This is a genomic window from Stenotrophomonas sp. 21LCFQ19 (genome assembly GCF_056861425.1).
The window spans coordinates 38,833-62,392 of record NZ_JBSPUF010000006.1 but is presented as its reverse complement, the minus strand read 5'-3'; the positions used below and the strand labels follow the sequence as shown (position 1 = coordinate 62,392).

At 65.1% G+C, this 23,560-nt stretch carries 18 protein-coding genes; 11 read left to right on the top strand and 7 right to left on the bottom strand.

The annotated features are described in order from the left end of the window. The first annotated feature begins 76 nt into the window (after positions 1 to 76). The 5 genes from AC13FW_RS08415 to yeiP all read left to right on the top strand — a co-directional run bounded on the left by AC13FW_RS08415 (position 77) and on the right by yeiP (position 6,132). Positions 77 to 865, top strand: a complete 789-nt coding sequence (locus AC13FW_RS08415; RefSeq protein WP_482988806.1) for an enoyl-CoA hydratase-related protein — start codon at positions 77 to 79, stop codon at positions 863 to 865. A gap of 48 nt (positions 866 to 913) precedes the next feature. Continuing rightward, positions 914 to 1,807: a hydroxymethylglutaryl-CoA lyase gene (locus tag AC13FW_RS08410; protein ID WP_482988805.1), complete on the top strand. Its 894-nt coding sequence runs from the start codon at positions 914 to 916 to the stop codon at positions 1,805 to 1,807. Then, complete coding sequence (locus AC13FW_RS08405; protein WP_482988804.1) at positions 1,804 to 4,389, top strand: sensor domain-containing protein; 2,586 nt, start codon at positions 1,804 to 1,806, stop codon at positions 4,387 to 4,389. Before AC13FW_RS08410 ends, AC13FW_RS08405 begins: the two co-directional genes overlap by 4 nt. A 265-nt stretch (positions 4,390 to 4,654) precedes the next feature. After that, complete coding sequence (locus AC13FW_RS08400; protein ID WP_296252128.1) at positions 4,655 to 5,425, top strand: SDR family NAD(P)-dependent oxidoreductase; 771 nt, start codon at positions 4,655 to 4,657, stop codon at positions 5,423 to 5,425. A gap of 140 nt (positions 5,426 to 5,565) precedes the next feature. After that, complete coding sequence (gene yeiP, locus AC13FW_RS08395; protein ID WP_282270790.1) at positions 5,566 to 6,132, top strand: elongation factor P-like protein YeiP; 567 nt, start codon at positions 5,566 to 5,568, stop codon at positions 6,130 to 6,132. A 155-nt stretch (positions 6,133 to 6,287) separates the two neighbouring features. On the opposite strand, the gene AC13FW_RS08390 is transcribed toward yeiP, so the two are convergent. The 5 genes from AC13FW_RS08390 to AC13FW_RS08370 form a co-directional block, all read right to left on the bottom strand. Beyond that, on the bottom strand, positions 6,288 to 7,406 hold the full coding sequence (locus tag AC13FW_RS08390; RefSeq protein WP_482988803.1) for a two-component system sensor histidine kinase NtrB: 1,119 nt from the start codon (positions 7,404 to 7,406) through the stop codon (positions 6,288 to 6,290). Continuing rightward, positions 7,403 to 9,286 (bottom strand): DUF7844 domain-containing protein, encoded by a 1,884-nt coding sequence (locus tag AC13FW_RS08385; RefSeq protein WP_482988802.1) that lies wholly within the window; start codon positions 9,284 to 9,286, stop codon positions 7,403 to 7,405. The genes AC13FW_RS08390 and AC13FW_RS08385 overlap by 4 nt, the downstream gene beginning before the upstream one ends. Continuing rightward, entirely contained in the window at positions 9,286 to 9,585 is a 300-nt protein-coding gene (locus tag AC13FW_RS08380) for a DUF2388 domain-containing protein (protein WP_481509754.1), read from the bottom strand. The genes AC13FW_RS08385 and AC13FW_RS08380 overlap by 1 nt, the downstream gene beginning before the upstream one ends. A 93-nt stretch (positions 9,586 to 9,678) precedes the next feature. Further along, complete coding sequence (locus AC13FW_RS08375) at positions 9,679 to 12,807, bottom strand: multidrug efflux RND transporter permease subunit (RefSeq protein ID WP_482988801.1); 3,129 nt, start codon at positions 12,805 to 12,807, stop codon at positions 9,679 to 9,681. A 9-nt stretch (positions 12,808 to 12,816) separates the two neighbouring features. After that, a complete protein-coding gene (locus AC13FW_RS08370; RefSeq protein ID WP_482988800.1) occupies positions 12,817 to 13,914 on the bottom strand; it encodes an efflux RND transporter periplasmic adaptor subunit in 1,098 nt (365 codons plus the stop codon). Between the two features lie 177 nt (positions 13,915 to 14,091). On the opposite strand from AC13FW_RS08370, the gene AC13FW_RS08365 reads away from it, so the two are divergent. Together AC13FW_RS08365 and AC13FW_RS08360 are read left to right on the top strand one after the other, a co-directional pair. After that, the gene (locus AC13FW_RS08365) at positions 14,092 to 14,838 is read left to right on the top strand and encodes a response regulator (protein WP_482988799.1); all 747 of its coding nucleotides are present in this window, start codon (positions 14,092 to 14,094) and stop codon (positions 14,836 to 14,838) included. After that, on the top strand, positions 14,838 to 15,905 hold the full coding sequence (locus AC13FW_RS08360) for an ATP-binding protein (RefSeq protein WP_482988798.1): 1,068 nt from the start codon (positions 14,838 to 14,840) through the stop codon (positions 15,903 to 15,905). Before AC13FW_RS08365 ends, AC13FW_RS08360 begins: the two co-directional genes overlap by 1 nt. A gap of 37 nt (positions 15,906 to 15,942) precedes the next feature. On the opposite strand, the gene AC13FW_RS08355 is transcribed toward AC13FW_RS08360, so the two are convergent. Then, the gene (locus tag AC13FW_RS08355) at positions 15,943 to 17,331 is read right to left on the bottom strand and encodes an FAD-binding oxidoreductase (protein ID WP_482988797.1); all 1,389 of its coding nucleotides are present in this window, start codon (positions 17,329 to 17,331) and stop codon (positions 15,943 to 15,945) included. 204 nt (positions 17,332 to 17,535) lie between these two features. On the opposite strand from AC13FW_RS08355, the gene serA reads away from it, so the two are divergent. Next, positions 17,536 to 18,777, top strand: coding sequence for a phosphoglycerate dehydrogenase (serA, locus tag AC13FW_RS08350; protein ID WP_482988869.1), 1,242 nt, complete (start codon positions 17,536 to 17,538; stop codon positions 18,775 to 18,777). A gap of 117 nt (positions 18,778 to 18,894) precedes the next feature. Here the strand turns inward: serA and AC13FW_RS08345 are convergent, their stop codons facing one another. Continuing rightward, a complete protein-coding gene (locus AC13FW_RS08345; RefSeq protein ID WP_482988868.1) occupies positions 18,895 to 19,440 on the bottom strand; it encodes an NUDIX hydrolase in 546 nt (181 codons plus the stop codon). Positions 19,441 to 19,628: 188 nt separating this feature from the next. Here AC13FW_RS08345 and AC13FW_RS08340 point away from each other — a divergent pair, with 188 nt between their 5' ends. From AC13FW_RS08340 to AC13FW_RS08330, 3 genes are all read left to right on the top strand, one after another. After that, positions 19,629 to 21,104, top strand: coding sequence for an amino acid permease (locus AC13FW_RS08340; protein ID WP_482988796.1), 1,476 nt, complete (start codon positions 19,629 to 19,631; stop codon positions 21,102 to 21,104). A 78-nt stretch (positions 21,105 to 21,182) separates the two neighbouring features. Continuing rightward, entirely contained in the window at positions 21,183 to 22,628 is a 1,446-nt protein-coding gene (locus tag AC13FW_RS08335) for an amino acid permease (RefSeq protein ID WP_296253867.1), read from the top strand. A 264-nt stretch (positions 22,629 to 22,892) separates the two neighbouring features. Then, positions 22,893 to 23,540: a methylthioribulose 1-phosphate dehydratase gene (locus AC13FW_RS08330; RefSeq protein WP_282269952.1), complete on the top strand. Its 648-nt coding sequence runs from the start codon at positions 22,893 to 22,895 to the stop codon at positions 23,538 to 23,540. Positions 23,541 to 23,560: the final 20 nt, after the last annotated feature.

Sequence of the window (23,560 nt, the reverse complement as noted above, 5' to 3'; positions counted from 1 at the left end):
TCGCCGCGCTGCGTCATGGCGTCCCACCCCTGCACCGCTATGATTCGTGGGATTACCGTTCAAACAGGCATTACCAATGAGCGATGCACTGCTCGTGCAGCAGCAGGGCGCGGTAGCGACCCTTTCCATGAACCGGCCGGACCTGCACAACGCCTTCGACGCGGCGCTGATCCAATCCCTGACCGAGACCCTGTCCAGCCTGGGCGCCGACCCGGCCGTGCGTGCCGTGGTACTGGCAAGTACCGGCGCCTCCTTCTCGGCCGGTGCCGACCTGCAGTGGATGCGTTCCATGGCCAGCGCCAGCCAGGAAGAGAACCGCATCGACTCGCTGGCGCTGGCACGGCTGATGCGCACCCTGGACGAGCTGCCCAAGCCGACCATCGCCCGCGTGCAGGGCGCAGCCTTTGGTGGCGGCGTTGGCCTGGTCGCCTGCTGCGATATCGCCATCGCCGCCGAGGGCGCGCGCTTTGGCCTGACCGAAAGCCGGCTCGGCCTGCTACCCGCGGTGATCTCGCCCTATGTGATCGCAGCGATCGGTCCGCGCCAGGCTCGGCGCTGGTTCGCCACCGGCGAGCATTTCGACGCAACTACCGCGCAGCAGATCGGCCTGGTCCACCAGGTCGTAGCCGCCGATGCCTTGGACGCCGCCGTGCAGACCCAGCTCAACCTGCTGGGTAAGGCCGGCCCGGTTGCCGCCGCATCCGCCAAGGTACTGGTCCGCGAGGTCCATGCTGCGCTGGGCGACCGCGATGGGCTGGACCGTGCCAATGCCGGCCTGATCGCCGCCCTGCGCGCCTCCGATGAAGGTCGCGAAGGGCTGACCGCCTTCCTTGAGAAGCGCCCTCCCCGTTGGACCGCGCAGTAATCCGCGCTCCTGCCCAACCTGCGCCCTCCTTCAGCCAAAGACCGCTCCATGAATGATTTCGTCCGTATCGTCGAAGTAGGCCCGCGTGACGGCCTGCAGAATGAGAAGCAGCAGGTCGCCACTGCCGACAAGATCGAATTGATCGACCGGCTCTCGGCTACCGGCCTGCGCAGCATCGAGGCCACCAGCTTTGTCAGCCCGAAATGGGTGCCGCAGCTGGCCGACGCCGCCGAGGTGTTTGCCGGCATCCAGCGCAAGCCAGGCGTCAGCTACCCGGTACTGGTGCCCAATGAACAGGGGTACGAGCGCGCCCTGGCGGTAGGTGTCACCGAGGTTGCCGTGTTTACTGCCGCCTCGGAACAGTTCAACCGCACCAATACCAATGCCGGCATCGATGAGTCGCTGCAGCGCTTTGAACCCATCCTGGCCCGCTCCAAGGCCGATGGCGTACGGGTGCGCGGCTATGTCTCCACGGTATTGGGCTGCCCCTACCAGGGTGAAGTGCCGTTGGCCGACGTGGTCCGTGTGGCTGTTCGCCTGCACGCCATGGGCTGTTATGAAATATCCCTGGGCGACACGATCGGCGTCGGCACCCCGCTCAAGGCCCGTGCGATGCTGCGGGCGGTGGCCGCGGAACTGCCGGTCGCCGACCTGGCCGTGCATTTCCACGACACCTACGGGCAGGCGCTGGCCAATATCGCCAGCTGCCTGGAGGAAGGCGTGCGGGTGGTGGATTCGGCCGTGGCTGGCACCGGTGGCTGCCCCTATGCGCGCGGTGCTAGTGGTAATGTCGCCAGCGAAGATGTTATTTACATGCTGCACGGCATTGGGATGCGTACCGGCGTGGATCTGCCGGCGCTGGCCGCTACGGGGAACTGGCTCGCAGAACGACTGGGCCGGCAGACAGGCAGCAAGACAGGAAGGGCATTGACAGTGTCATGACCGGAACCAGCCAGCTTGGGATATCTGACGACGGCGATCACCGCGCCGCGCATGTCGACGCGCTGGCTGGACTGGACAATGCACTTCAGCAACCGCTGCCGATCAGCCTGCAACAGGCCCTGCTTGCTGCCCGTTCAGCCTTGACCGAGGCCATGGCCGAGCGAAGGCTGGCACAACGTCGCTACGCCGCCCTGTTCAACGCAGTGCCCGACCCGGTCAGCATCCTCAGCGCTACCGGCGTGGTACTGGACGTCAACAGCGCAGGGGTCCGCGCCTATGGCCGTACCCGCGAGGAGATCGTCGGCCAGCCCATCGAGCTGCTCAATCCCGACCTGCCGGCCGACCACCTTGAGCCGGTCTGGGAAACCCTCAATCGTGGCGAAACCTATGTGGTTGAAGTCACCAACATGCGCGGTGACGGCAGTCGCTTCCCGGTGGAGGTGCATTCGGCCACCATCGAGCACGACGATGCACATTGCATCGTCGCCGTCGCCCGCGACCTGAGCAGGCGCTGGCAGGCCGAAACCCGATACCGCCTGCTGCTGGAGTCCATCGACAAGGGGGTGATGCTGTTTGACCGCCACCTGGGCATCATTTCCGCCAATCCCGCGGCACACCGCATTTTCAACCTCGGCAGCATTGCCCCGGCCAAGGTGCCGCTGCACAGCGACGAGTGGATCAGCGTCGATGAGCACGGCCGTCGCCTGCGGCCCGAGCACTGGCCGGTAACCCGCTCCTTTGCCGAAGGCAGGACCATCCCCAGCACCATCATCGGCCTGTACCACCGCCCCAACGGGCGGATGATCTGGATCTCGATCACCACGGTGCCGGTGTTCTCGGCCGGTTGTGACCTGCCCGACCATGTGTTTTCCCTGTTCAGTGACATCACCGAACTCAAGCGCGACCACGCCCTGTTCGACCGCGCCCAATCACTGGCGCATATCGGCGGCTGGGAGTGGGACCGCGGCCAGCAGCGGCTTTACCTCACCGGCGAGGCACAGCGCATTCTTGGCCAGCAATCGCCCCCCGCCGATCTGGAGCAGCTACTGGCCTGCCTGAACAGCCTGTCGCGCCAGCAACTGCGCGATGCGATGGAACGCGTGGTCGAGCAGCGCACCGGCTTCGAACTGGAACTGCAGGGCCAACGCGCCAGCGGTCACAGCTTCTGGATCAGGATGATCGGCGAAGTGGAGCTCGGCGACCTTGCCTCGAACCGTATCGCCGGCACCCTGCAGGACATCACCGAGCCCAAGCATGCCGAGCAGACCCTCAAGAACCAGGCGCGCACCGACCCGCTGACCGGCATCATGAATCGCGATGCCGCACTCACCGACCTGGAAGCCCGGCTGAGCAACCCCTCGCACGCCGAGGTCGCGGTGCTCTACATCGACCTGGACCGGTTCAAGACCGTCAACGATGTGCTTGGCCACAACGCCGGCGACCTGCTGCTGATCGAAGCCACCCGCCGCATTTCCGATGCGATCGGCACCGAGGGCCTGCTTGCGCGCTTCGGCGGCGATGAGTTCGTGGTCACCTGCGACGCCCGCGAGCTGCCCGGCCGACCGGAAAAGCTGGCCGAAGCCATCACCCGCGCCTTCGTCCCGCCGTTCCAGTTCGGCAAGGACGAATTCCCGGTCACTACCAGCATCGGTATTGCCCGCGCGCCCAAGGACGGCGTACGCCCACAGCAACTGATCCAGAACGCCGATCTGGCCATGTACGAGTGCAAGCGCCGCGACCGCAATGGCTGGCAGCTGTTCTCGCCGGAACTGGCACGGCGCCAACGCGACCGCCTGCAGATCGAGCGGCGCCTGCGCAAGGCCTTGGACCGTGACGAGTTCCGGCTGGTCTACCAGCCGCAGGTTGACCTGCGCAGCGGCCAGACCATTGCCTGCGAAGCCCTGATCCGTTGGCGCAGCCGCCAGCTCGGCGAGCTGCGCCCGGACATCTTCATCAGCCATGCCGAGAACACCGGCGACATCGTGCGCATCGGCGAATGGGTGCTGCACCAGGCCTGCCGGCAGATCCGCGAGTGGCAGCGCGAGGGGCTGGGCATGATGCGGGTGGCGATCAACGTCTCCTACCGCCAGTTCAGTGGCGACCGCCTGGCGCGCCAGGTGCGCGAGGTTCTCGACCATTACGGCCTGCCCGGCAGCGCCTTGGAACTGGAGTTCACCGAGCGCGTCTTGATCGAGGACGCCCCGGCGACCCTGCGCACCTTTGCCGAGCTGCGCGCCATGGGCGTGGTGCTGACCATCGACGACTTCGGTGAGGGTTATAGCGCGCTCAACTACCTGCGCACCCTGCCGATCCACGGCCTCAAGCTCAGCCAGCTGTTCATCAGCGGCGTACCTGGCAACCCTTCCGACGTCGCCGTCTGCGAGGCGGTCTGTGGCATCGCCCGCAGCCTCGGCCTGGGTCTGGTCGCCGAAGGCATCGAGTCCGAGGCGCAGCGCCAGTTCCTGCTCGGGCTCGGCGTGCCGGTTGGCCAGGGCTTCCTGTTCGCACCTGGCCTGTCGCCGCCTGACTTCAGCCGACAACTGACCAGGGCCGACATCGCCGGCCCGGTACCACAGGTCTGATCACCCCCAACCTGGCACAGATCGGAATCACCCCGTAGCCCGGGTAAGCGCAGCGCACCCGGGGCTTTCGGCAGATGCTCCAGGTCCCCCAACTCTCCCGCTCCCCGGGTGCGCTGTGCTTACCCGGGCTACCTTCATGGCAAGGACAGGATTCAATTGCCCATGGCCTCGCTGCATCAGGTCAGGTGCCACAGGTCTGCCCGCAGCCGCTGGCCGCGGATCGGCATCAGCTAGAATCGGCGGATCACTCAGCAGGATTGTTCCGATGCAGCTGTCTTCCGTTCGTGCCGTCATCACCGGCGGCGTCTCTGGCCTCGGCCTCGGCGTCGCCCAGTTCCTGGTTGCCAATGGCGGCAAGGTCGCCCTGTTCGACCTCAATGATGAAAAGGGCGCCGCTGCGGTCGCCGAACTGGGCGCCGACAATGCCCGCTACTTCACCACCAATGTCACCGACGAAGCCGGTGTCGCCGCCAATCTGGCTGCCGCGCGTGAGTTCCTGGGCGGCTTGAACGTGGTGATGAACTGCGCCGGCATCCTCGGTGCCGGCCGCGTGCTCGGCCGCGAAGCGGCGATGCCGCTGGCCAACTTCCAGACCACGGTGATGGTCAACCTGGTCGGCAGCTTCAACGTCGCCAAGGCCGCCGCCGAACTGATGCAGCACAACGAGGCCAACGCCGACGGCGAGCGCGGTGTGATCATCAATACCGCTTCTGTGGCTGCCTATGAGGGCCAGATCGGCCAGGCCGCCTATTCCGCCTCCAAGGGCGGTGTGGTCGGCATGACCTTGCCGATGGCGCGCGAGCTGTCGCGCTTCGGCATCCGCGTGCTCACCATCGCCCCGGGCGTGTTCTGGACCCCGATGGTCGACGGCATGCCGCAGAACGTGCAGGAATCGCTGGCCGCCTCCATCCCGTTCCCGTCGCGGCTGGGCCAGCCGGCCGATTTCGCCAGCCTGGTCGGCCACATCATTGGCAATACCTACCTCAACGGTGAGACTATTCGCCTCGACGGTGCGGTACGTCTGGCACCCAAGTAATTGAGCCTGGAATGGGGAATAGAGAGTCGGGAATTGAACCCCGCTATCGCTTCACCATTGCCTGAACCTCATTGCCTGTCCGTTGGATGGAAGGCGGTTGACCTTCCATTCCCGATTCCCTATTCCCATTCCCTGCATTTATGAAAGCCAACGACATCAAGAAAGGCAACGTCGTCGAGTACAACAACGGCGTCTACCAGATCCGCGACATCGAGCGCAGCTCGCCGCAGGGCCGTGGCGGCAACGTCCGCTTCCGCTTCATCATGTACAGCGTGCCGGGCGGCAACAAGCTCGATGCCAGCTTCGATGCCGATGACAACCTGCCGGAAGTCGAGCTGCTGCGCCGCCAGTCCACCTTCTCCTACATGGACGGCGACGCCTTCGTGTTCATGGATGACGAGGACTACACCCCGTACACGCTGGACGCCGAGGTCATCGGCGACGACGCCGGCTACATCACCGAAGGCCTGACCGGCATCTACGTGCAGGTCATCGACGACCAGCCGGTTGCCGTGCAGATGCCGCAGCATGTGACCCTGGAAGTGATCGAGACCCCGCCGGAACTGAAGGGCGGCACCGCCACCAAGCGCCCGAAGCCGGCCAAGCTCAGCACCGGCCTGGAAATCATGGTGCCGGAGTACATCGTCAACGGCGAACGCATCCTGGTGAACACCACCACCGGTGAATTCGGCGGCCGCGCTGATTGATTGACGACAGCCTCCCGCCAAATGGCGGGAGGCTGCAGCAGCTGGTTTGTGGGAGCGGCGTAAGCCGCGAAGCAGATATGGCTTCAAATCCAGAGCGGGTGTCTTGGTAGATAGCCAGCTTCGCGGCTTACGCCGCTCCTACAAAAACCAGTCTGCTACACCACTACCGGGAAATACAGCGACACCGCCGCCCCACCCAGCGCGGACGTACCAATCGTGGCCGTGCCCCCCGACTGCGCCGCAAAGCCATACACCTGGCTCAGCCCCAGCCCGCTGCCATCTCCCACGCTCTTGGTGGTGAAGAACGGTTCGAACACGCTCTCCTGGATCTCGGCCTGGATGCCCGGCCCGCTGTCACCAACGCAGATGCAGACAAACTGCCCGGCCTCACCCGTGCCCGACGGCACGATGATGCTCTCAAGCCGTGCCGACAACAGCACCTTGCCGACACCGTGCATGGCATCGCGGCTGTTGCCCAGCAGGTTCAACAGCGCCGCCTCGAGCTGACCGATGTCCACCGAAATCGGCGGCAGTTGCTCGGCAATGCTCACGTTCAACTGAATGGTTTCGCCGCAGACGCGGCGGTAGAGCTCCAACGAGGCATTGAGCAGATCATCCACCTCGCTCAGCTGCGGCACCAGGGTCTGCCCGCGCCCGAACGCCAGCATCTGCCGGGTCAACTGGGTGCCACGCCCGACCGCGCGGTGGGCGATGTCCAGGATGCGCCGCACGCTCTCGTCGCCGGAGCGGCGCAGCGACAGCATGTCCAGGCTGTTGCCGATCACCGACAGCAGGTTGTTGAAGTCGTGCGACAAGCCCAGGGTCAACTTGCCCACCGCATCCAGGCGCTGCGCGCGCAGCGCGACTTCCTGCGCCTCGCGCACCCGCTTCTGGGTCTGGAATGCCTCGGTGACGTCACGGATCAATACCAGCACCCGCACGCCACGCTGGTCGGCTATCCGCTCCAATATCATCGATGCGCGAAAGCGGCCACCATCCTTGCGTACCATCGCCAGGCTGAGCTGGTCGCTGCCCTGCTGCAGCGTGCGCGCCACGGCCTGCTGGGCTATGCCGCGCTGTGTATCGGCGGCGCTGAACAACTGCGAGAACGGCAGCCCGCGGATCTCTTCGCAGGGATAGCCAAATACCGTTGCCACACCGGCATTGCAGCTGAGCACCTGTCCATCAGGGTCAAGCTGGAGAATCGCGCAGGAGCGCAGCTTCAACACATCCTCGGCCATCGCATTGACCGTCTGCTGCCCAGTACCAATCAACCGCGCTCTCCTGAAAACCGATCCGGACGACGCTCATCGAGCGCCGCCGCCTCCCCTGATGGCGTACCGTACCCTAAACGCAGCCGCTGCCGCAGGTACAGTAGGTTCGACTCGATCTGCTCCATCCGCGCGCGCTGTGCTCCCGGCAGCGCGGCCAGTGCGGCCTCGCGCAGGGCTTTCCATTGTTGCCGGGCGGGCCCAGCCCCGGCGGCGGCCTCGGCGCTCAAGCGCTCTCGTTCATCTACATCGGGAATGCCATAGCCCTGCCCCGGCCCCAACAGGCCGCCCGGCGCCAGCAGCACCGCAGACCGCTCCATCAGCGCCTGGAAGTCCGCCATTTCCGGCAGCCGCTTGCCGCCGGCAAGCAGGCTGCGCTTGAGCACATCGGCTGCCGCCACTTCCCCCCGTCGCCACGCAGCCTGCTCCAGCAACAGCATGGCCGCCAGCACCTGATCATCAGCCTGCTGCATCCACCTCCGGCGTTGCACAGGCGGCAGTGCCAGCCATGCCTCCACGTTGTCGGCCGGCAATGGCAGCGCTTTGCGGGCGATCTCGAACACCAGCGCGTAGTGGGCGGCCGCCGACTCGAAGTAATAGCCGCCACGCAGCGCCTGCGCGCGTTCGCGTGACGGATCGGCCAATGCTTCGGCGCGCAGGCTGTGCAGCAAACCGGTTGGGGTGATCGACAGCAGATCTGCGGAGCCAAGCCGCGGCGCCCCATCGCCCAGCAGCTTGCCGGTTTCCACCGCACAATTGTTGCTGATGAAGTAATAGCGGCCGTCGTAGTCCCAGTGCAGCCGCGCCGCCTGCTGCAGCACCGCGTTGATCTCATCACGCTGCAGGCGCAGCGGCGTGGAGGAAACCCCGCGCAGCTCGACCTTGGTGTATTCCTCGATCACCCGGCTCAGCGGCAGCACGAACAGCCGCGACGGATAGGACCCGGTCAGGCCACGCCAGCTGGATATCTGCACATCACCCACGAAGGCGCGGAACGACAGCACCAGGTGGTATTGCAGATCCATACGACAGGCCGGGCCAGGCGTACGGCCCGGCGCGCACACCACCAGCCGCAGCATGCTGTGGCCCCAGCGGCTCATCAGCTTCTCGTTGCCTTCGGCCAGCAGGTAGTCGATTTCGTAGACCCGCGCCGGGTCGAGATCGAGCAGATCGGCCAGGCCTTCCTGCTCGCCGGCCTGCATGAACGGCAAGGCCTGCGGGCACTGCAGCACATCCAGCTGACGCGGCGGGCCAAGATTCTCAACGAACCAGGCATGCAGAAGCGGACGCCGGCAGGCGTACTCCGGGTCCAGCAGATAGTGTTCGAGGTTTACCGCGAAGAACTCGGTCGGGCTCTCCAACTCGTAGCGATCGGGGCTGCGCAGGCTGAAGTGGTTGCGCCCACGCCCCGGCCACAGCGGCCGTTGCTGCCAACCGGCCAGGTCCAGAAAGCGCGGTTGACGTGACCAGCCGCCGATGGCGGAACGGTCCAACGCATGTCCCAGCTCGTGGATCAGCGCCGCACGTGCCTGTTGCCACGCCTGGGTCGAGGCGTCCGCAGATGCGGAGTCACCCTGCAGCAACAGTGGCAACAGGCGTTTATCCAAACCAAGTTCAGGCCCGCGCGCCCTGCCCTGTACATGCTCGGGCAGGTCATCACGCCAGCGCAGCTGCAGCGTCAATGCGCCGCTGGCTTCGATGCCGGCGGGAATACGCGCCAGCACATCGTCGATCAGTTGCTGGCTGGCCACTACCTGCGCCGAATCCAGCGCTGGTGCGGCTGCCTGCAGCTCGATGCGCAGTGCCGCCTGCGAGGGCGCTGCCGCGCAGAGCAGCAGTAACACCGCCAGCCACCGCGCGGGCGGCAGCCGGCGGAGATCCATCACAGGGCCAGGATCTTCCGGGCCAACTCCATGTCGCTGGCGTCGCGCGCAGCGGCATCACGCTCGCGCAGCTGGATCAAGGCCGCTTCCAGCCATGCGCCACGGATCTCGCCATTGCTGGCAACAAAACCCGCTGCGTCTTCACGTGCGTCCAGCAACACCTTGTCGTCACCCGAGGAGCTGCCCGAGGAATTGGACGATGCGCCCGATGCGGAACCGGCCGACGTGCCTGCAAAGCTGGAGGCGAATGCCGACATCGGCAGGGCAATCAAAGCGCAGAACAGGATCTTGCGGATCATCGGCAGGTCAACGTCAGGTATGAAGGACGCCAAGAGTAACCACCGTCGCGGTCGGTTGGAACCTGCCACTGGCCGGCCCGCCTGATCCGTTCATCATCCTCCGCCAGCGGATCTCCAGCGCGAACCGGGCAGACGCAGCCGCAACCAACGCCAACTGCCATCCACCACCACATAGAACACCGGCACGAAGAACACCGCCAGCACCGTTGCGGTCACCATCCCACCAAACACGCCGGTACCGATGGCCTGCTGGGTTTCCCGCGACGCGCCCTGCGCCAGCATCAACGGCAGCACACCCAGTGCGAACGCCATCGACGTCATCAGGATGGGCCGCAGGCGCATCCGCGCCGCCCGCAATGCGGCCTGCGCCGCCGTCATCCCCTGCCGCTGCAGCTGTCGCGCGAACTCAACGATCAGGATCGCATTCTTTGCCGACAGGCCGATCACCGTGATCATGCCGACCTTGAAGAATATGTCGTTGGGCATGCCACGCAGCAATACCGCCGCCACCGCACCCAGCAGGCCAAGCGGCACCACCAGCATCACCGCCATCGGGATCGACCAGCTCTCGTACAGCGCTGCCAGCACCAGAAACACCACCAGCATCGACATCAGCAGCAGCCATGGTGCTTGCGCGCCCGAGGTCTTTTCCTGCAGCGACTGGCTGGTCCATTGCAGCGCGAAGCCCGCCGGCAGCTGCGCGGCCAGCCGCTCCATCTCGGCCATGGCCTGGCCGGTGGAGACGCCTTCGGCGGGCGCACCAGACACATTCAGCGCCGGGAACCCAAGGTAACGCTGCAGCTGCAACGGCGATTCCTCCCAGTGCGGGCTGACCAGCTCCGCAAGCGCAACCATGCCGCCCTGGGCATTGCGCACGTACAGGCGCAACACATCCTCCACCTCCATCCGGAACGGCGCATCCGCCTGCAGGATCACCTGCTGCAGGCGCCCGGCATTGGGGAAGTCGTTGACGTATTGCGAGCCCATCGCCACCGACAAGGTGTTGCTGATGTCGGCGAACCCAACGCCCATCGCCTCGGCCTTGGCACGATCTATCTGCAACCGCACGCTGCTGCCCGATGGCAGTCCATCAGCGTGCACTTCGCCGAGCAAGGGGCTGGCCTGTGCCAACGCCAACAGCTGCTTCTGCGCTGCGCGCAGCTGCTGCTGGCTCTGGCCGGTGCGCGCCTGCAGCGCCAGACTGAAGCCGGAGGAGTTGCCCAGACTATCGATGGCCGGAGGCGTCACACTGATCACCTGTCCTTCGCTGGTAGCCGCCATCGCTTCAAGGGTGGCCGCCACCTCGCCGGCCGCGGTGGCACCGTTGCGCTCACCCCAGTCCTTCAGCATGGTGTACGCCATCGCTGCGCTGGGACCGGAACCGGCAAAGCTATAGCCAGTGATGACCTGATTGGCTGCAATGCCCGGCCGCGAAGCGATATGCGCCTCGTAGGCCTGGACCACAGCCAGGGTTCGTTCTGCGGTTGCTTCGGCCGGCAACTGGATCGAGGTCATGAAGTAACCCTGATCCTCTTCCGGCAGGAAGGCACCCGGCAGCCATTGCAGGCCAAGCAGCAACACCAGCACCAGACCGGCGAACACCCCCATGACGCGCCCACAGCGGCGCAGCACCGCAGCCACACCACGGTGATAGCGCCCACTCATGCGGGCAAAACCACGATTGAATGCGGCGAACACGCGACCGCGCGGACGTTCATCCGCAACTGGCCGCAGCAGGGTTGCGCACAGTGCCGGGGTCAGGCTCAACGCAAGCAATGCAGAAATCAGGATCGCCACCGCCATCGACACGGTGAACTGGCGATAGATCGCGCCCACCGAGCCACTGGCGAAGGCCATGGGGATGAACACCGCTGTCAGCACCAGGGTGATGCCGACCACCGCGCTGGTCAGTTCGCGCATCGCCTTGATCGTGGCCTCGCGTGGCGCCAAGCCTTCCTCGGCCATGATCCGCTCGACGCCTTCGACCACCACGATCGCGTCATCGACGATGATGCCGATTGCCAGGACCATGCCGAACATGGTCAGCACGTTGATCGAGAAGCCCAACGCCAGCATCACCGCAAAGGTGCCCAGCAGCGCGATCGGCGCCACCAGTGCCGGCACCAGCGTGTAGCGCCAGTCCTGCAGGAACAGGAACATCACCGCGAACACCAGCAGCATCGCCTCCAGCAGGGTCTGCAACACCTTCTGGATGGATATTTTCACGAACGGCGCGGTATCGAACGGAATACTGCTTTCCACACCGGGCGGCAGCAGGGCCTGCAATTCGGCCATGCGCGCACGCACGGCCGATGACGTGCTCACCGCGTTCGCCCCCGGACGCAGCTGGATGCCGGCGGCAGTAGCGACCTGGCCGTCCTCCCGGGTGCCCCAGGCGTAGCTCTGCGCCCCCAGCTCCACCCGGGCCACGTCACCCAGCAATACCCGCGAACCGTCGGCATGCGCACGCAGCACGATGGCCGCGAACTGTTCAGCGGTGGTCAGCTGGCCATCGGCGACCAAGGGCACGGTAATGCGCTGACCCGCCACGCTTGGCGAGTCACCGATGCGGCCCGGGGCGATGTTCTGGTTCTGCTGCTCGATGGCGCTGACCACGTCGCCTACGGTAAGTTCATAGCCCGCCAACGCGGTGGGGTCCAACCAGAGCCGCATGGCCTGCTCGGCACCGAACAATTGCACCCGGCCAACACCGTCGATACGCCGCAGCTCCTCGATGATGTTGCGCGCCATGAAATCGCCCAGCTGCGCTTCGTCCACGCTGCCGTCAGGCGACTTCAGCCCTACCAGCATCAGGAAGCCGGAACCGGACGCCTCCACATACAAGCCACTCTGGCGCACACTGGCCGGCAAGCGCGGCTCGATCGCCTTGATCCGGTTCTGTACGTCCACCTGCGCCATCTCCGGGTTGGTACCCGGGGCGAAGGTTGCGGTGATCGAGGCCTCGCCCGAGGTATCCACCGACGACTGGAAGTACAGCAGGTGCTTGACGCTGGACAGCTCGCGCTCGATCAAGCCGACGACCGAGTCATCCAGCGTCTGCGGGCTGGCACCGGGATAGCTGGCATAGATGCTGACGCTGGTTGGCGCTACCGCCGGGTAACGCTCCACCGCGAGCTTGGGAATTGCCAGCACACCGGCCAGCACGATGAAGATCGCCAACACCCAGGCGAATACCGGGCGATCAATGAAGAAACGGGCCATGGGCTACCTTCAGTGATTGCGTGATGCGACCGCGGCCTTGCCCGGCAAGGCTGGCGGCTGCCAAGGCGAGGTTTCGACCAGGCGTCCTTCCTGCAGCCGCTCCTGCCCCTCCACCACCACCCGCTCACCGACCTGCAGACCGCTACGCACGATCCACTGCCGGTCTACGCTGCCGTCGATTTCGATGGTACGGATGACCGCCTTGCCGTCGCCGCCGATCACCCAGGCGTAGGTCTGGCCGCCAGCACTGCGCAGCACTGCCTGTTGCGGCAGCAACGGCAACTGGCTGGCAGCACCACGCGGCACCCGCGCGCGCACGAACATGCCCGGCAACAGATCACGATCCGGGTTGTCGACCAACACCCGCAGCACCACATCGCCAGTGCGCGCGTCGACATTGATGCCCGAGAACAACAACTGCCCGGCGCGCTCATGCACCTGACCATTGGCAGCGATGATCGCTACCGACAGCGCACCGCTGTCAGCCATGCCCTTGCGCATCTGCGGCAACTGCGAAGCTGGCTGCCGCACATCGACATAGACCTGGTCGATCTGCTGCACCAGCGCCATCGGCTCGCTGTCGGCAGCGTCCACCAACGCACCTTCGGTCACCATTGCCTGATCGATGCGGCCGGCAATCGGCGCGCTGACCGTCGCGTAGCGCAGGTCCAGCTGACGCCGGGCGAGGATCGCCTTGGCCTCAGCCACCGCTGCACGAGCTTGCTCGTACTCGAAGGTCGCATCATCACGATGCTGCTGGCTCACCGCCTGCGCGGCGGCCAGCGCCTGCAGGCGCTGCGCCTGCACCCGGCTGCGCGACAGCGCCGCCTCGCTACGCTGCAATGCCGCCAGCGCCGAATCGACATCGGCACGGAATGCCGCCGGATCGATCTGGAACAACGCCTGCCCAGCGGTGACCTCTGCCCCTTGCTCGAACAGACGCTTGCGCACGATGCCACCAACCTGCGCGCGGATCTGCGCGGTACGCAATGCCGCTACTCGCCCCTGCAGTTCGTCATCACGCTGCACGCGCTGAGCGGCAACCGTGAGCACGCTTACCTTTGGTGCTGCTTCCGCAGGTGCTTCAGGGGAGGAGCAGGCCGTCATGGCCAAAACCAGGGCCGCACACACGGCCGTCGTAATCCGTCGAATGGTCATCGCTACACGTGGTACTGGAAAGCCTGCAGGAACGCAGGCGCGCAGTGTGGCTGGCGATGATGGGGTTTCGATGGAGGGAATGTGGAGATAGCATGGAGGCTAGAACCTTTCGGTCCCTGCCAGGCAATGACTGCACATCTACCCGCCGCCGCGATGGCGCAATGGGACCGCTCCCATGATGCACTTGTCCTCATCGTCGAGGACGAAACCGAGATCGCCGATATCATCGCCGCCTACCTGGAGCGGGAGAAGCTGCGTGTCGTGCGCGCCGGCGACGGCCGCGCCGCACTGGAGCTGCACCGCAGTGCCCGTCCCGATCTGGTGCTGCTGGATGTGCAGCTACCCGGCATCGATGGCTGGGGCGTGCTGTCGCAGCTGCGCCAGAACAGCGATACGCCGATCATCATGCTCACCGCGCTGGACCAGGATCTGGACAAGCTCACCGCATTGCGAATGGGCGCAGACGACTACGTGGTCAAGCCGTTCAACCCGGCCGAGGTCGCTGCACGGGTACGCGCCGTATTGCGCCGCACCCTGCGCGCCGCGCCGCGCGAGGTCGCCACCTCGCTGCGCGCCGGGCCGCTGCTGATCGACCCGCAGACCCATTCGGTGCACGTCGAGGGCGAAGGCTACAGCCATGAACTATTGCTTACGCTCACCGAATTCAAACTACTGCATTGCATGGCACTGGCACCCACCCGCATCTTCAGCCGCAGCGAGCTGATGCACCAATGCCTGCCCGAAAGCGAGGCACTGGAACGCACCGTCGACAGCCATGTCAGCAAGTTGCGGCGCAAGCTCGACGACGTGGGCGTGGTCAACATGCCAGCCAGCGTGCGCGGCGTGGGCTATCGCCTGGCGGCGGATCGCTGATGCGCCGCCCCGGGCTCAACCGGCACATCACCGTGTCGATGTCGCTGATGGTGGTCAGCGTCATCGTGATGACGATCCTGTCTTCCTGCCTGCTGTGGGCGGTGCTGGTCGAGTTCTTTCCCGCCAGCGCAGTGGAACCCAAAGGCTGGCTGCCAACCGGCCCTGAGCTGGCCTGGATGGCGAGCGTCACCGTGGTCGGCCTGGCCTTGGCATTGGCCACCTCGATCCGCCTCACCCGCCGCATCGTGTCCCCACTCAATACCTTGATGGAATCGGTACGCGCGCTCACCGATGGCGACCTGGGCGTACGCGCCAGCGCCAGCGAAGATGCGCTGGATGAGGTCGCCTTGCTGGTCGAGGACTTCAACACCATGGCCGCGCGCCTGCAGCACATGGACCGCGAACGCACGCTGTGGCATGCGGCGATCGCGCATGAGCTGCGCACGCCTCTTACCATCCTGCGCGGCCGCCTGCAGGGCTTGGCGGATGGCGTGTTCCAGCCGGACGAGGCGCAGTTCCGCAGCCTGCTGGCGCAGGTGGAAGGCCTGTCGCGACTGATCGAGGACCTGCGCGTACTGGGGCTGGCCGGCAACGGCAGGCTCGACGTGCGACGTGCCCCCACCGACGTGGTGCAGGAAGTGCATTCGGTGATGACCATGGTCGACCCGGCGTTCCGCAGCGCCGGCTCCGTACTGGAGCTGGAAACACATCGCGACGAACACCTGGCGTATTGCGACCCGACCCGGCTGCGCCAGGCCCTGCTTGCCCTGCTGGAGAACGCGCGCCGTTATGCCAGCCCGGGGCGGGTGCGGATTTCAATCCTGGACGGCAAAGACCATGTGCAGTTGGCCATCGAGGACAACGGCCCGGGTATCGAGGCCAGCCTGCAGCCGCATGTCTTTGACCCGTTCATGCGCGGCGATGGCTCGCGCTCGCGCCAAGGGGGTGGCAGCGGGCTCGGCCTTGCCGTGGTCAAGGCAATTGCCGATGCCCATGGCGGCCATGTCCGCTGCGGCAGCGGCGCCGAAGGTGGCAGCCGCTTCGTGCTGGAACTGCCGCGCGAGTAGCTGCTCCCTCCGGGAGCTCGCGCGGCGAGCTGTGCGATTACTGATCGAACAGTTTGCCCGGGTTCAACAACCAATTCGGATCGAAGGCACGCTTGACCCCACGCATCAGCGCAACTTCGGCCTCGCTGCGGGTGCTGGAAAGATAGGCCTTCTTGACCAGGCCGATGCCATGTTCCGCCGAGATGCTGCCATCAAACCGCAGCAGCACCTGCGCCAGCAGCTTGGTCACGTGCTCGCACTGGCGGAGGAATTCGGCGTCACTGGTGTCGTCGGGCTTGAGCACATTGATGTGCAGATTGCCGTCGCCGATATGGCCAAACCAGACCACCTCAAAGTGCGGGTAGGCACCATTGATCAGCGCCTGGGTTTCGGCCAGGAAGGCCGGCATCGCCGAGATCCGCACCGACACGTCGTTCTTGTACGGCTTGTAGCGCGCTACCGACTCGGTGATGCCTTCGCGCAGACGCCACAGCTGCTGCGCCTGTGCTTCGCTGGTGCTGATCACGCCATCCAGCACCCAGCCCTGCTCCATGCAATGCTCGAACGCCGCCAGCGCGGCGGCTTCGCCTGCCTCGTCAGCCGAGGCGTATTCGGTCACCACGTAATACGGGTGAATTTCCTCGAACGGATACTGCGCGCCATGCGCGGTGACGTGCTTGACCGCCAGGTCGGTGAAGAACTCGAAGGCCTCCAGCTGCAGACGTTCGCGGAAGGCGGAGAACACCTGCATCAGCACTTCAAACGACGGCAGCGCCAGTACCATCACATTGGTGGTCGGCGGTGGATCGGTCAGCTTCAAGGTTGCCTCGACCACGATGCCGAGCGTGCCTTCCGAGCCGATCATCAATTGACGGAAGTCGTAGCCGCTGGAGTTCTTGATCAAGCCCTTGTTGAGCTCCAGCAATTCGCCGTTGCCGGCAACCACCTTGAGCCCGGCGATCCACTCGCGGGTATTGCCATAACGGATCACGCGGATACCGCCAGCATTGGTGGCGATATTGCCGCCAATCGAACAGGAGCCACGCGCGGCGAAATCCACCGGATAGATCAGCCCATGTTCCTTGGCGGTGTTGTGCACCGCTTCCAATGGCATGCCGGCCTGAACGACCAGGGTGCGATCGACCGCGTCAAAACCGAGCGGTTTGTTCATCCGTTCCAGGCTCAGCACCAGCTCGCCGTTGGCCGCAACCGCGCCGCCAGACAGACCGGTGCGGCCACCCGACGGGACCACGGCCACCTTGTGCTCATTGGCCCAGCGCACCACCGCCTGCACTTCCTCGACACTGCCCGGCAAGGCAATGGCCAGTGGCGACGGCGTCCAGCGCCGGGTCCAATCGCGCCCGTAGTGCTCCAGATCGCCCGGCTCGGTCTTCAGACGCAGCTCGGGGCAGGACTGCAACAGGGTTTCCAGGCGCGGATCGGTCATGGCGGTGTTTCGGCGGCGTGAAAGCCGCCAAGCGTGACAGCCCCGCCGCGCGCCGTCCAGTCGCCGCGGCGGTCCGCTGCGACAGGATCTGGATTTCATATGAAACCTTTTCCCATCAATGCCTTGCCGCGTTGCGCAGCGCACAAAACAGCGCGCCGTTCTGGCATAGTTGGCGACCTACCCACCTTCGCCGCCGTACACGACATGTCGCCCAAGAAGACCTCGTTCCCGAAGCAGGACATCCGCGTTTTGTTGCTTGAGGGGGTCAGCCAGACCGCCGTGGACGTCTTCAAGGCGGCCGGGTACTCGCAGATCGAGCTGCACAGCAAGTCGCTGCCCGAAGAGGAATTGAAAGCGCGTATCGCCGAAGCCCACATCGTCGGCATCCGCTCACGCACCCATCTCAGCGCCGAGGTGCTGGCCGAAGCCAAGCGCCTCATCGCGGTCGGCTGCTTCTGCATCGGCACCAACCAGGTCGACCTGGAAGCGGCCGAACTCGCCGGCATTCCGGTCTTCAACGCGCCGTACTCCAACACCCGTTCGGTCGCCGAACTGGTGATCGCGGAGGCGATCATGCTGACCCGCGGCATCCCGCAGAAGAACGCCGAATGCCACCGTGGCGGCTGGTCCAAGTCGGCTGCCGGCAGCCATGAAGTACGCGGCAAGACGCTGGGCATCATCGGCTACGGCCATATCGGCACCCAGGTTGGCGTGTTGGCCGAGGCGCTGGGCATGCACGTGATCTTCCATGACATCGAAACCAAGCTGTCGCTGGGCAACGCCCATCCGGCCATCAGCCTGGATGACCTGCTGGCGCGCGCGGACGTGGTCACCCTGCACGTGCCGGAGAACGGCTCCACGCAATGGATGATCGGCGCCGAGCAACTGGCCAAGATGAAGAAGGGCGCGCACCTGATCAATGCAGCGCGCGGCACCGTGGTCGATATCGCGGCGCTGGATGCGGCACTGGGCTCAGGCCATCTCGGCGGTGCCGCAGTGGACGTGTTCCCGGTCGAGCCCAAGGGCAACGGCGATCTGTTCGAGTCCCCATTGACCGCGCATGACAATGTGATCCTGACCCCGCACGTCGGCGGCTCCACGCTGGAAGCGCAGGAAAACATCGGCGTTGAAGTGGCCGCCAAGCTGGTGCGTTACAGCGACAACGGCTCGACCCTGTCGGCCGTCAACTTCCCGGAAGTGACCCTGCCGGAGCACGAGCAGAGCCTGCGCCTGCTGCACATCCACCGCAACGTGCCGGGCGTGCTGTCCAAGATCAACGAGATCTTCTCGCGCCACAACCTCAACATCGACGGCCAGTTCCTGCGCACCGACCCCAAGGTCGGCTACGTGGTGATCGACATCACCGCCAGCGAAGAACAGGCCACCGCCATCCGCGAAGAGCTGGCCACGATCCAGGGCACCCTGCGCACCCGCATCCTCTACTGACGCCCCCGGTAGTGCCGAGCCATGCTCGGCAGAAGCTCTACCGGGAACGCTCCAGCCGAGCATGGCTCGGCTCTACCGATACACATTCCGGCAGCGCGGCATCGCTGCGCGTCGCGTCTATCTCTGCAGCCACCGGTTTGCCATCCGCCGCATGGATTCATCTTGATCCTTGGCGATCTCGTCTACCGGCCGCCATGCCAGCTCCAGCGATTCCTCGCTGACCACGAACGCCTCGTTGCCACCGGCGACGACCACATAACGCACGTCGTAATGCCAATGACCGGGAACATCCTCGCGCTCGGGAATCCAGTGCCGGTCCAGATCAAAAATATCAGCCGACGCCAATGTCAGGCCCGGCAGCCCGGATTCCTCTTCGGCTTCGCGCAGCGCAACAGCCGCCAGATCGTTGTCACCATCGGCATGCCCACCCAACTGCAACCAGCGTTGCAGCTTGCGATGGTGGGTGAGCAGCGCGCGCTTGCCATCGGCGCTGACCAACCAGGCGCTACCGGTGAAATGCCCGGCCAGCCGCTCGCGGGTGAAGGGATCCACCCCGCCTTCGTCAAGCAGGGCCAGGAACGCCTGCGTCACCTGCTCATGTTCCCGGTGGCACTGGGAATAGTCCACAAATGCCTGACGCAGCAGTAGATCTTCACCGTGCATGACTGTAAGCACATCCAATTCAATCAATCCGGCGGCCATTATCGCTGTCGATGTTGCAGTTGCGCTTGTCGAGTTTCGCCAGCTTTGGCAAGGTAGAGCAGTTGCCGACCGTTCAGCTTGCGTCGCCATACAACCGGCCCCGTCGCCCCAGCGCGTTCGGGCCAATACACAGCTCGGGAATTTGCGGAATGCTTAAAACACTGTTGAGGGTCAAACCGGTCGAACCGGCCGCACATGTCGATGCCGGCGAGCCGATCGAAGGCAGCCTGCAAGGCGAAGCCACGCTCAAGCGGACCCTCACCGCCAAGCACCTGATCCTGCTCGGCATAGGTGCGGTGATCGGCGCCGGCATCTTCGTGCTGACCGGCCAGGCTGCGGCCAACCACGCCGGACCGGCGGTGATGCTGTCCTTCGTCTTCGCCGGTATTGCCTGTGCACTGGCCGGTCTTTGCTACGCAGAATTCGCGGCGATGATGCCGGTCTCCGGCAGCGCCTACTCCTATTCCTACGCCACGCTGGGCGAAGGCATGGCCTGGTTCATCGGCTGGTGTCTGGTACTGGAGTACCTGTTCGCCTCGGCCTCGGTAGCGGTCGGTTGGTCGGCCTACCTGATCAGCTTCATCACCACCACGCTGCACATGCCCTTCCCCGATGCCTTGTCGGCAGCGCCGCTGGCCTGGACCGGCAGCGAGTTCGTCAACTCCGGCAAGCTGTTCAACCTGCCTGCGGTGCTGATCGTAGCCGCCATCACCGGCCTGCTCTACGTCGGTGTCACCCAGTCCACCTTCGTCAACGCAGTGATCGTCGCGATCAAGATCACCGTGATCTGCCTGTTCGTCGGCTTTGGCATCCAGTACATCGACCCGGCCAACTGGCAGCCGTTCATTCCGGAAAACACCGGCACCTTCGGCGAGTTCGGTTGGAGCGGCGTGTTCCGCGCGGCCACCATCGTGTTCTTTGCCTATATCGGCTTCGATGCCGTTTCGACCGCCGCCGGTGAAACCAAGGACCCGCAGAAGAACATGCCGATCGGCCTGCTCGGCTCGCTGGCCGTCTGCACCCTGGTCTACATCGTGGTCTGCGCGGTGCTGACCGGTATGCTGCCTTACAACCTGCTGGGCACCGACAAGCCGGTGGCCACCGCGCTGGAAGCCTATCCCAGCCTGTCCTGGCTGAAGACCGCGGTCGAGATCGGCGCCATCGCCGGCCTGTCCTCGGTGGTGCTGGTGATGATGATGGGGCAGTCGCGCATCGCCTACACCATCTCCCGCGACGGTCTGCTGCCGAAGATGTTCGGCAAGGTGCACCCGCGCTTCCGTACGCCCTACATCAGTACCCTCGTCGTCGGCGTGCTGGCCGGTGCACTGGCCGGACTGGTACCGCTCAACGTGCTCGGCGAACTGGTTTCGATGGGCACCCTGCTGGCCTTCGCCACCGTCTGCATCGGCGTGCTGGTGCTGCGCCGTACCAAGCCGGACATCGTGCGCCCGTTCAAGGTACCGGCCGCATGGCTGATCTGCCCGCTGGGCGCGCTGGCCTGCCTGGCCTTGTTCATGCAGGCCTTCGTGGTGCATTGGCACCTGTTCGTCGGCTGGACACTGCTGGGCCTGTGCATCTATTTCGGCTACGGCATCCGCAACAGCAAGCTGAACAAGCAAGCCTGATCCACACCCCGACCGGCGCCTGGCGCGCCGGTTTTCTTTTGCGCGCCCGCCGCGCACCGATGAGCGAAGACCCGAAACATGTTCAAGCAACTCTGGGCCACCAAACATCCGCACGCCGCACATGAGGAAGCCAATGGCCTGAGCCTGCGCCGAACCCTCGGCCCCTGGGGGCTGACCGCGCTGGGCATTGGCGCGGTGATCGGCGGCGGCATCTTCGTCATCACCGGTCAGGCCGCGGCCAACCACGCCGGCCCGGCCATCATGCTGTCCTTCGTGCTGGCGGCCATCTGCTGCGCCTTCTGTGCGCTGGCCTATGCCGAGTTCGCCTCGATGGTGCCGGTCTCCGGCAGCGCCTACACCTATACCTACGCCACCTTCGGCGAGCTGTCGGCCTGGTTCATCGGCTGGATGCTGGTGCTGGAGTACGGCGTCTCGGCCTCGGCGGTGGCGGTCAGCTGGACCGGTTACTTCCTCAGCTTCCTCGCCCATTTCGACATCCACCTGCCAGCGGCCTTGGTCAGCGCACCACTGGATGCACAGCTCAAGCCCACCGGTGCCATTGCCAACATACCGGCGGCGATCCTGGTGCTGCTGCTGACCTGGCTGTGCTACGTCGGTATCAGCAAGTCCTCGGCGATGAACATGGCCATGGTGGTACTCAAGACTGGCCTGATCATCCTGGTGATCGTGGCCGGCTGGAAGTACGTGGATACCAGCAACTGGACCCCGTTCATCCCCGCCAACGAAGGCCCGGGCAAGTACGGCTTTGAAGGCGTGCTGCGCGGCGCGGCGATGGTGTTCTTCGCCTATATCGGCTTTGAAGCGGTGTCGGTGGCCGCGCAGGAATCGCACCGCCCGCAGCGCGACCTGCCAATCGGCATGCTGTTGTCGCTGGTGATCTGCACCGTGCTGTACATCGCCATGGCCGCGGTCATGACTGGCCTGGTGCCTTACCAGTTGCTGGGCACCGCCGAGCCGGTGGTCACCGCCGTCGCCGCGCATCCGCAGCTGGATTGGTTGCGCATCATCGTCGAAGTCGGCGCGCTGATCGGCCTGGCATCGGTGGTGCTGGTGATGGTGATCGGCCAGCCGCGCATCTTCATGATCATGGGTCGCGATGGCTTGCTGCCGCCGGTGTTCACCAAGATCCACCCCAAGTACCGCACCCCGCACATCAATACCGTGATCACAGGCATCGGCATTGCCCTGCTGGCGGCGCTGTTCCCGCTGGACATCCTCGGTGAACTGACCTCGATGGGCACCCTGATCGCCTTCGCCGCGGTCTGCGCCGGCGTGCTGGTCCTGCGCCGCACCCAGCCGGACCTGCCGCGTCCGTTCCGCATCCCGATGGCCTGGCTGGTCTGCAGCTTGGGCGTGCTCAGCTGCATCGCCCTGCTGACCGCGATGACGCTGCATAACTGGATGCTGATGGGCGTATGGACCGCGACCGGCTTCATCATCTACTTCCTGTACGGCGTGCGTCACAGCAAGCTCAATGCGGCCAACAAGGCCAGGAACGGCTGAGTTGTCAGCAGTGAACGAAACTGAAGCCCGGGAGCGATCCCGGGCTTTTTCGTTGCAGGGTAAGCCCGCACCGCCCGTAGCCCGGGTAAGCGAAAACGCACCCGGGAGCTTGGAAGACAGGTCTCCGAGAACGGCCCCGGGTGCGCTTTCGCTTACCCGGGCTACAGCGACAGGGCTCCTCGGTTCCTCCCATATTCCATGGCGGCATCAGTTCCATCCGGATGCATGCATGAACCTGCTGACGTTCTTAGTAGAATGGACCCCATGAACGCGCCTACCGTCCCCTACGACGCCCAGCGACTGAGCGAACTGGCCCAGCTGCTGATCGACAACATCCGCGAGCTGGCCCACGCCGGCTGGACACCTGCCACCAGCAGCAACTTCTCGCACCGGCTGGATGACCAGCATGCGGCCATCACCGTGTCCGGCAAGGACAAGGGCCGGCTGATCGAAAGCGACATCATGGTGGTGGATTTCGACGGCAAGGCCGTGGGCCGACCGCTGCGTCCATCCGCCGAGACCCTGCTGCATACCCAGCTCTACGCTCGCTTCCCGGAAGTCGGCTGCGTGCTGCATACCCATTCGCCGGTGCAGACCATCGCCTCGCGCCTGTACGGTAGCGACGGCCATATCCGCCTGGAAGGCTATGAGCTGCTCAAGGCCCTGCACGGCAACTCCACCCACGAAACCGCCGTCGACCTGAAGGTGTTCCCCAACACCCAGGACATGGATGTGCTGGCCGCCCAGGTCGAGGCCGAACTCGACAAGGGGCCGATGTGGGGCTATCTGATCGACGGCCACGGCCTGTACGCCTGGGGCCGCGACATGGCCGAAGCCCGTCGCCACCTGGAGGCCTTCGAGTTCCTGCTGCATTGCGAGCTGGAACTGCGCCGCCTGCGCGGCCACGCCTGATCCTTCCTTCTACTACGTCG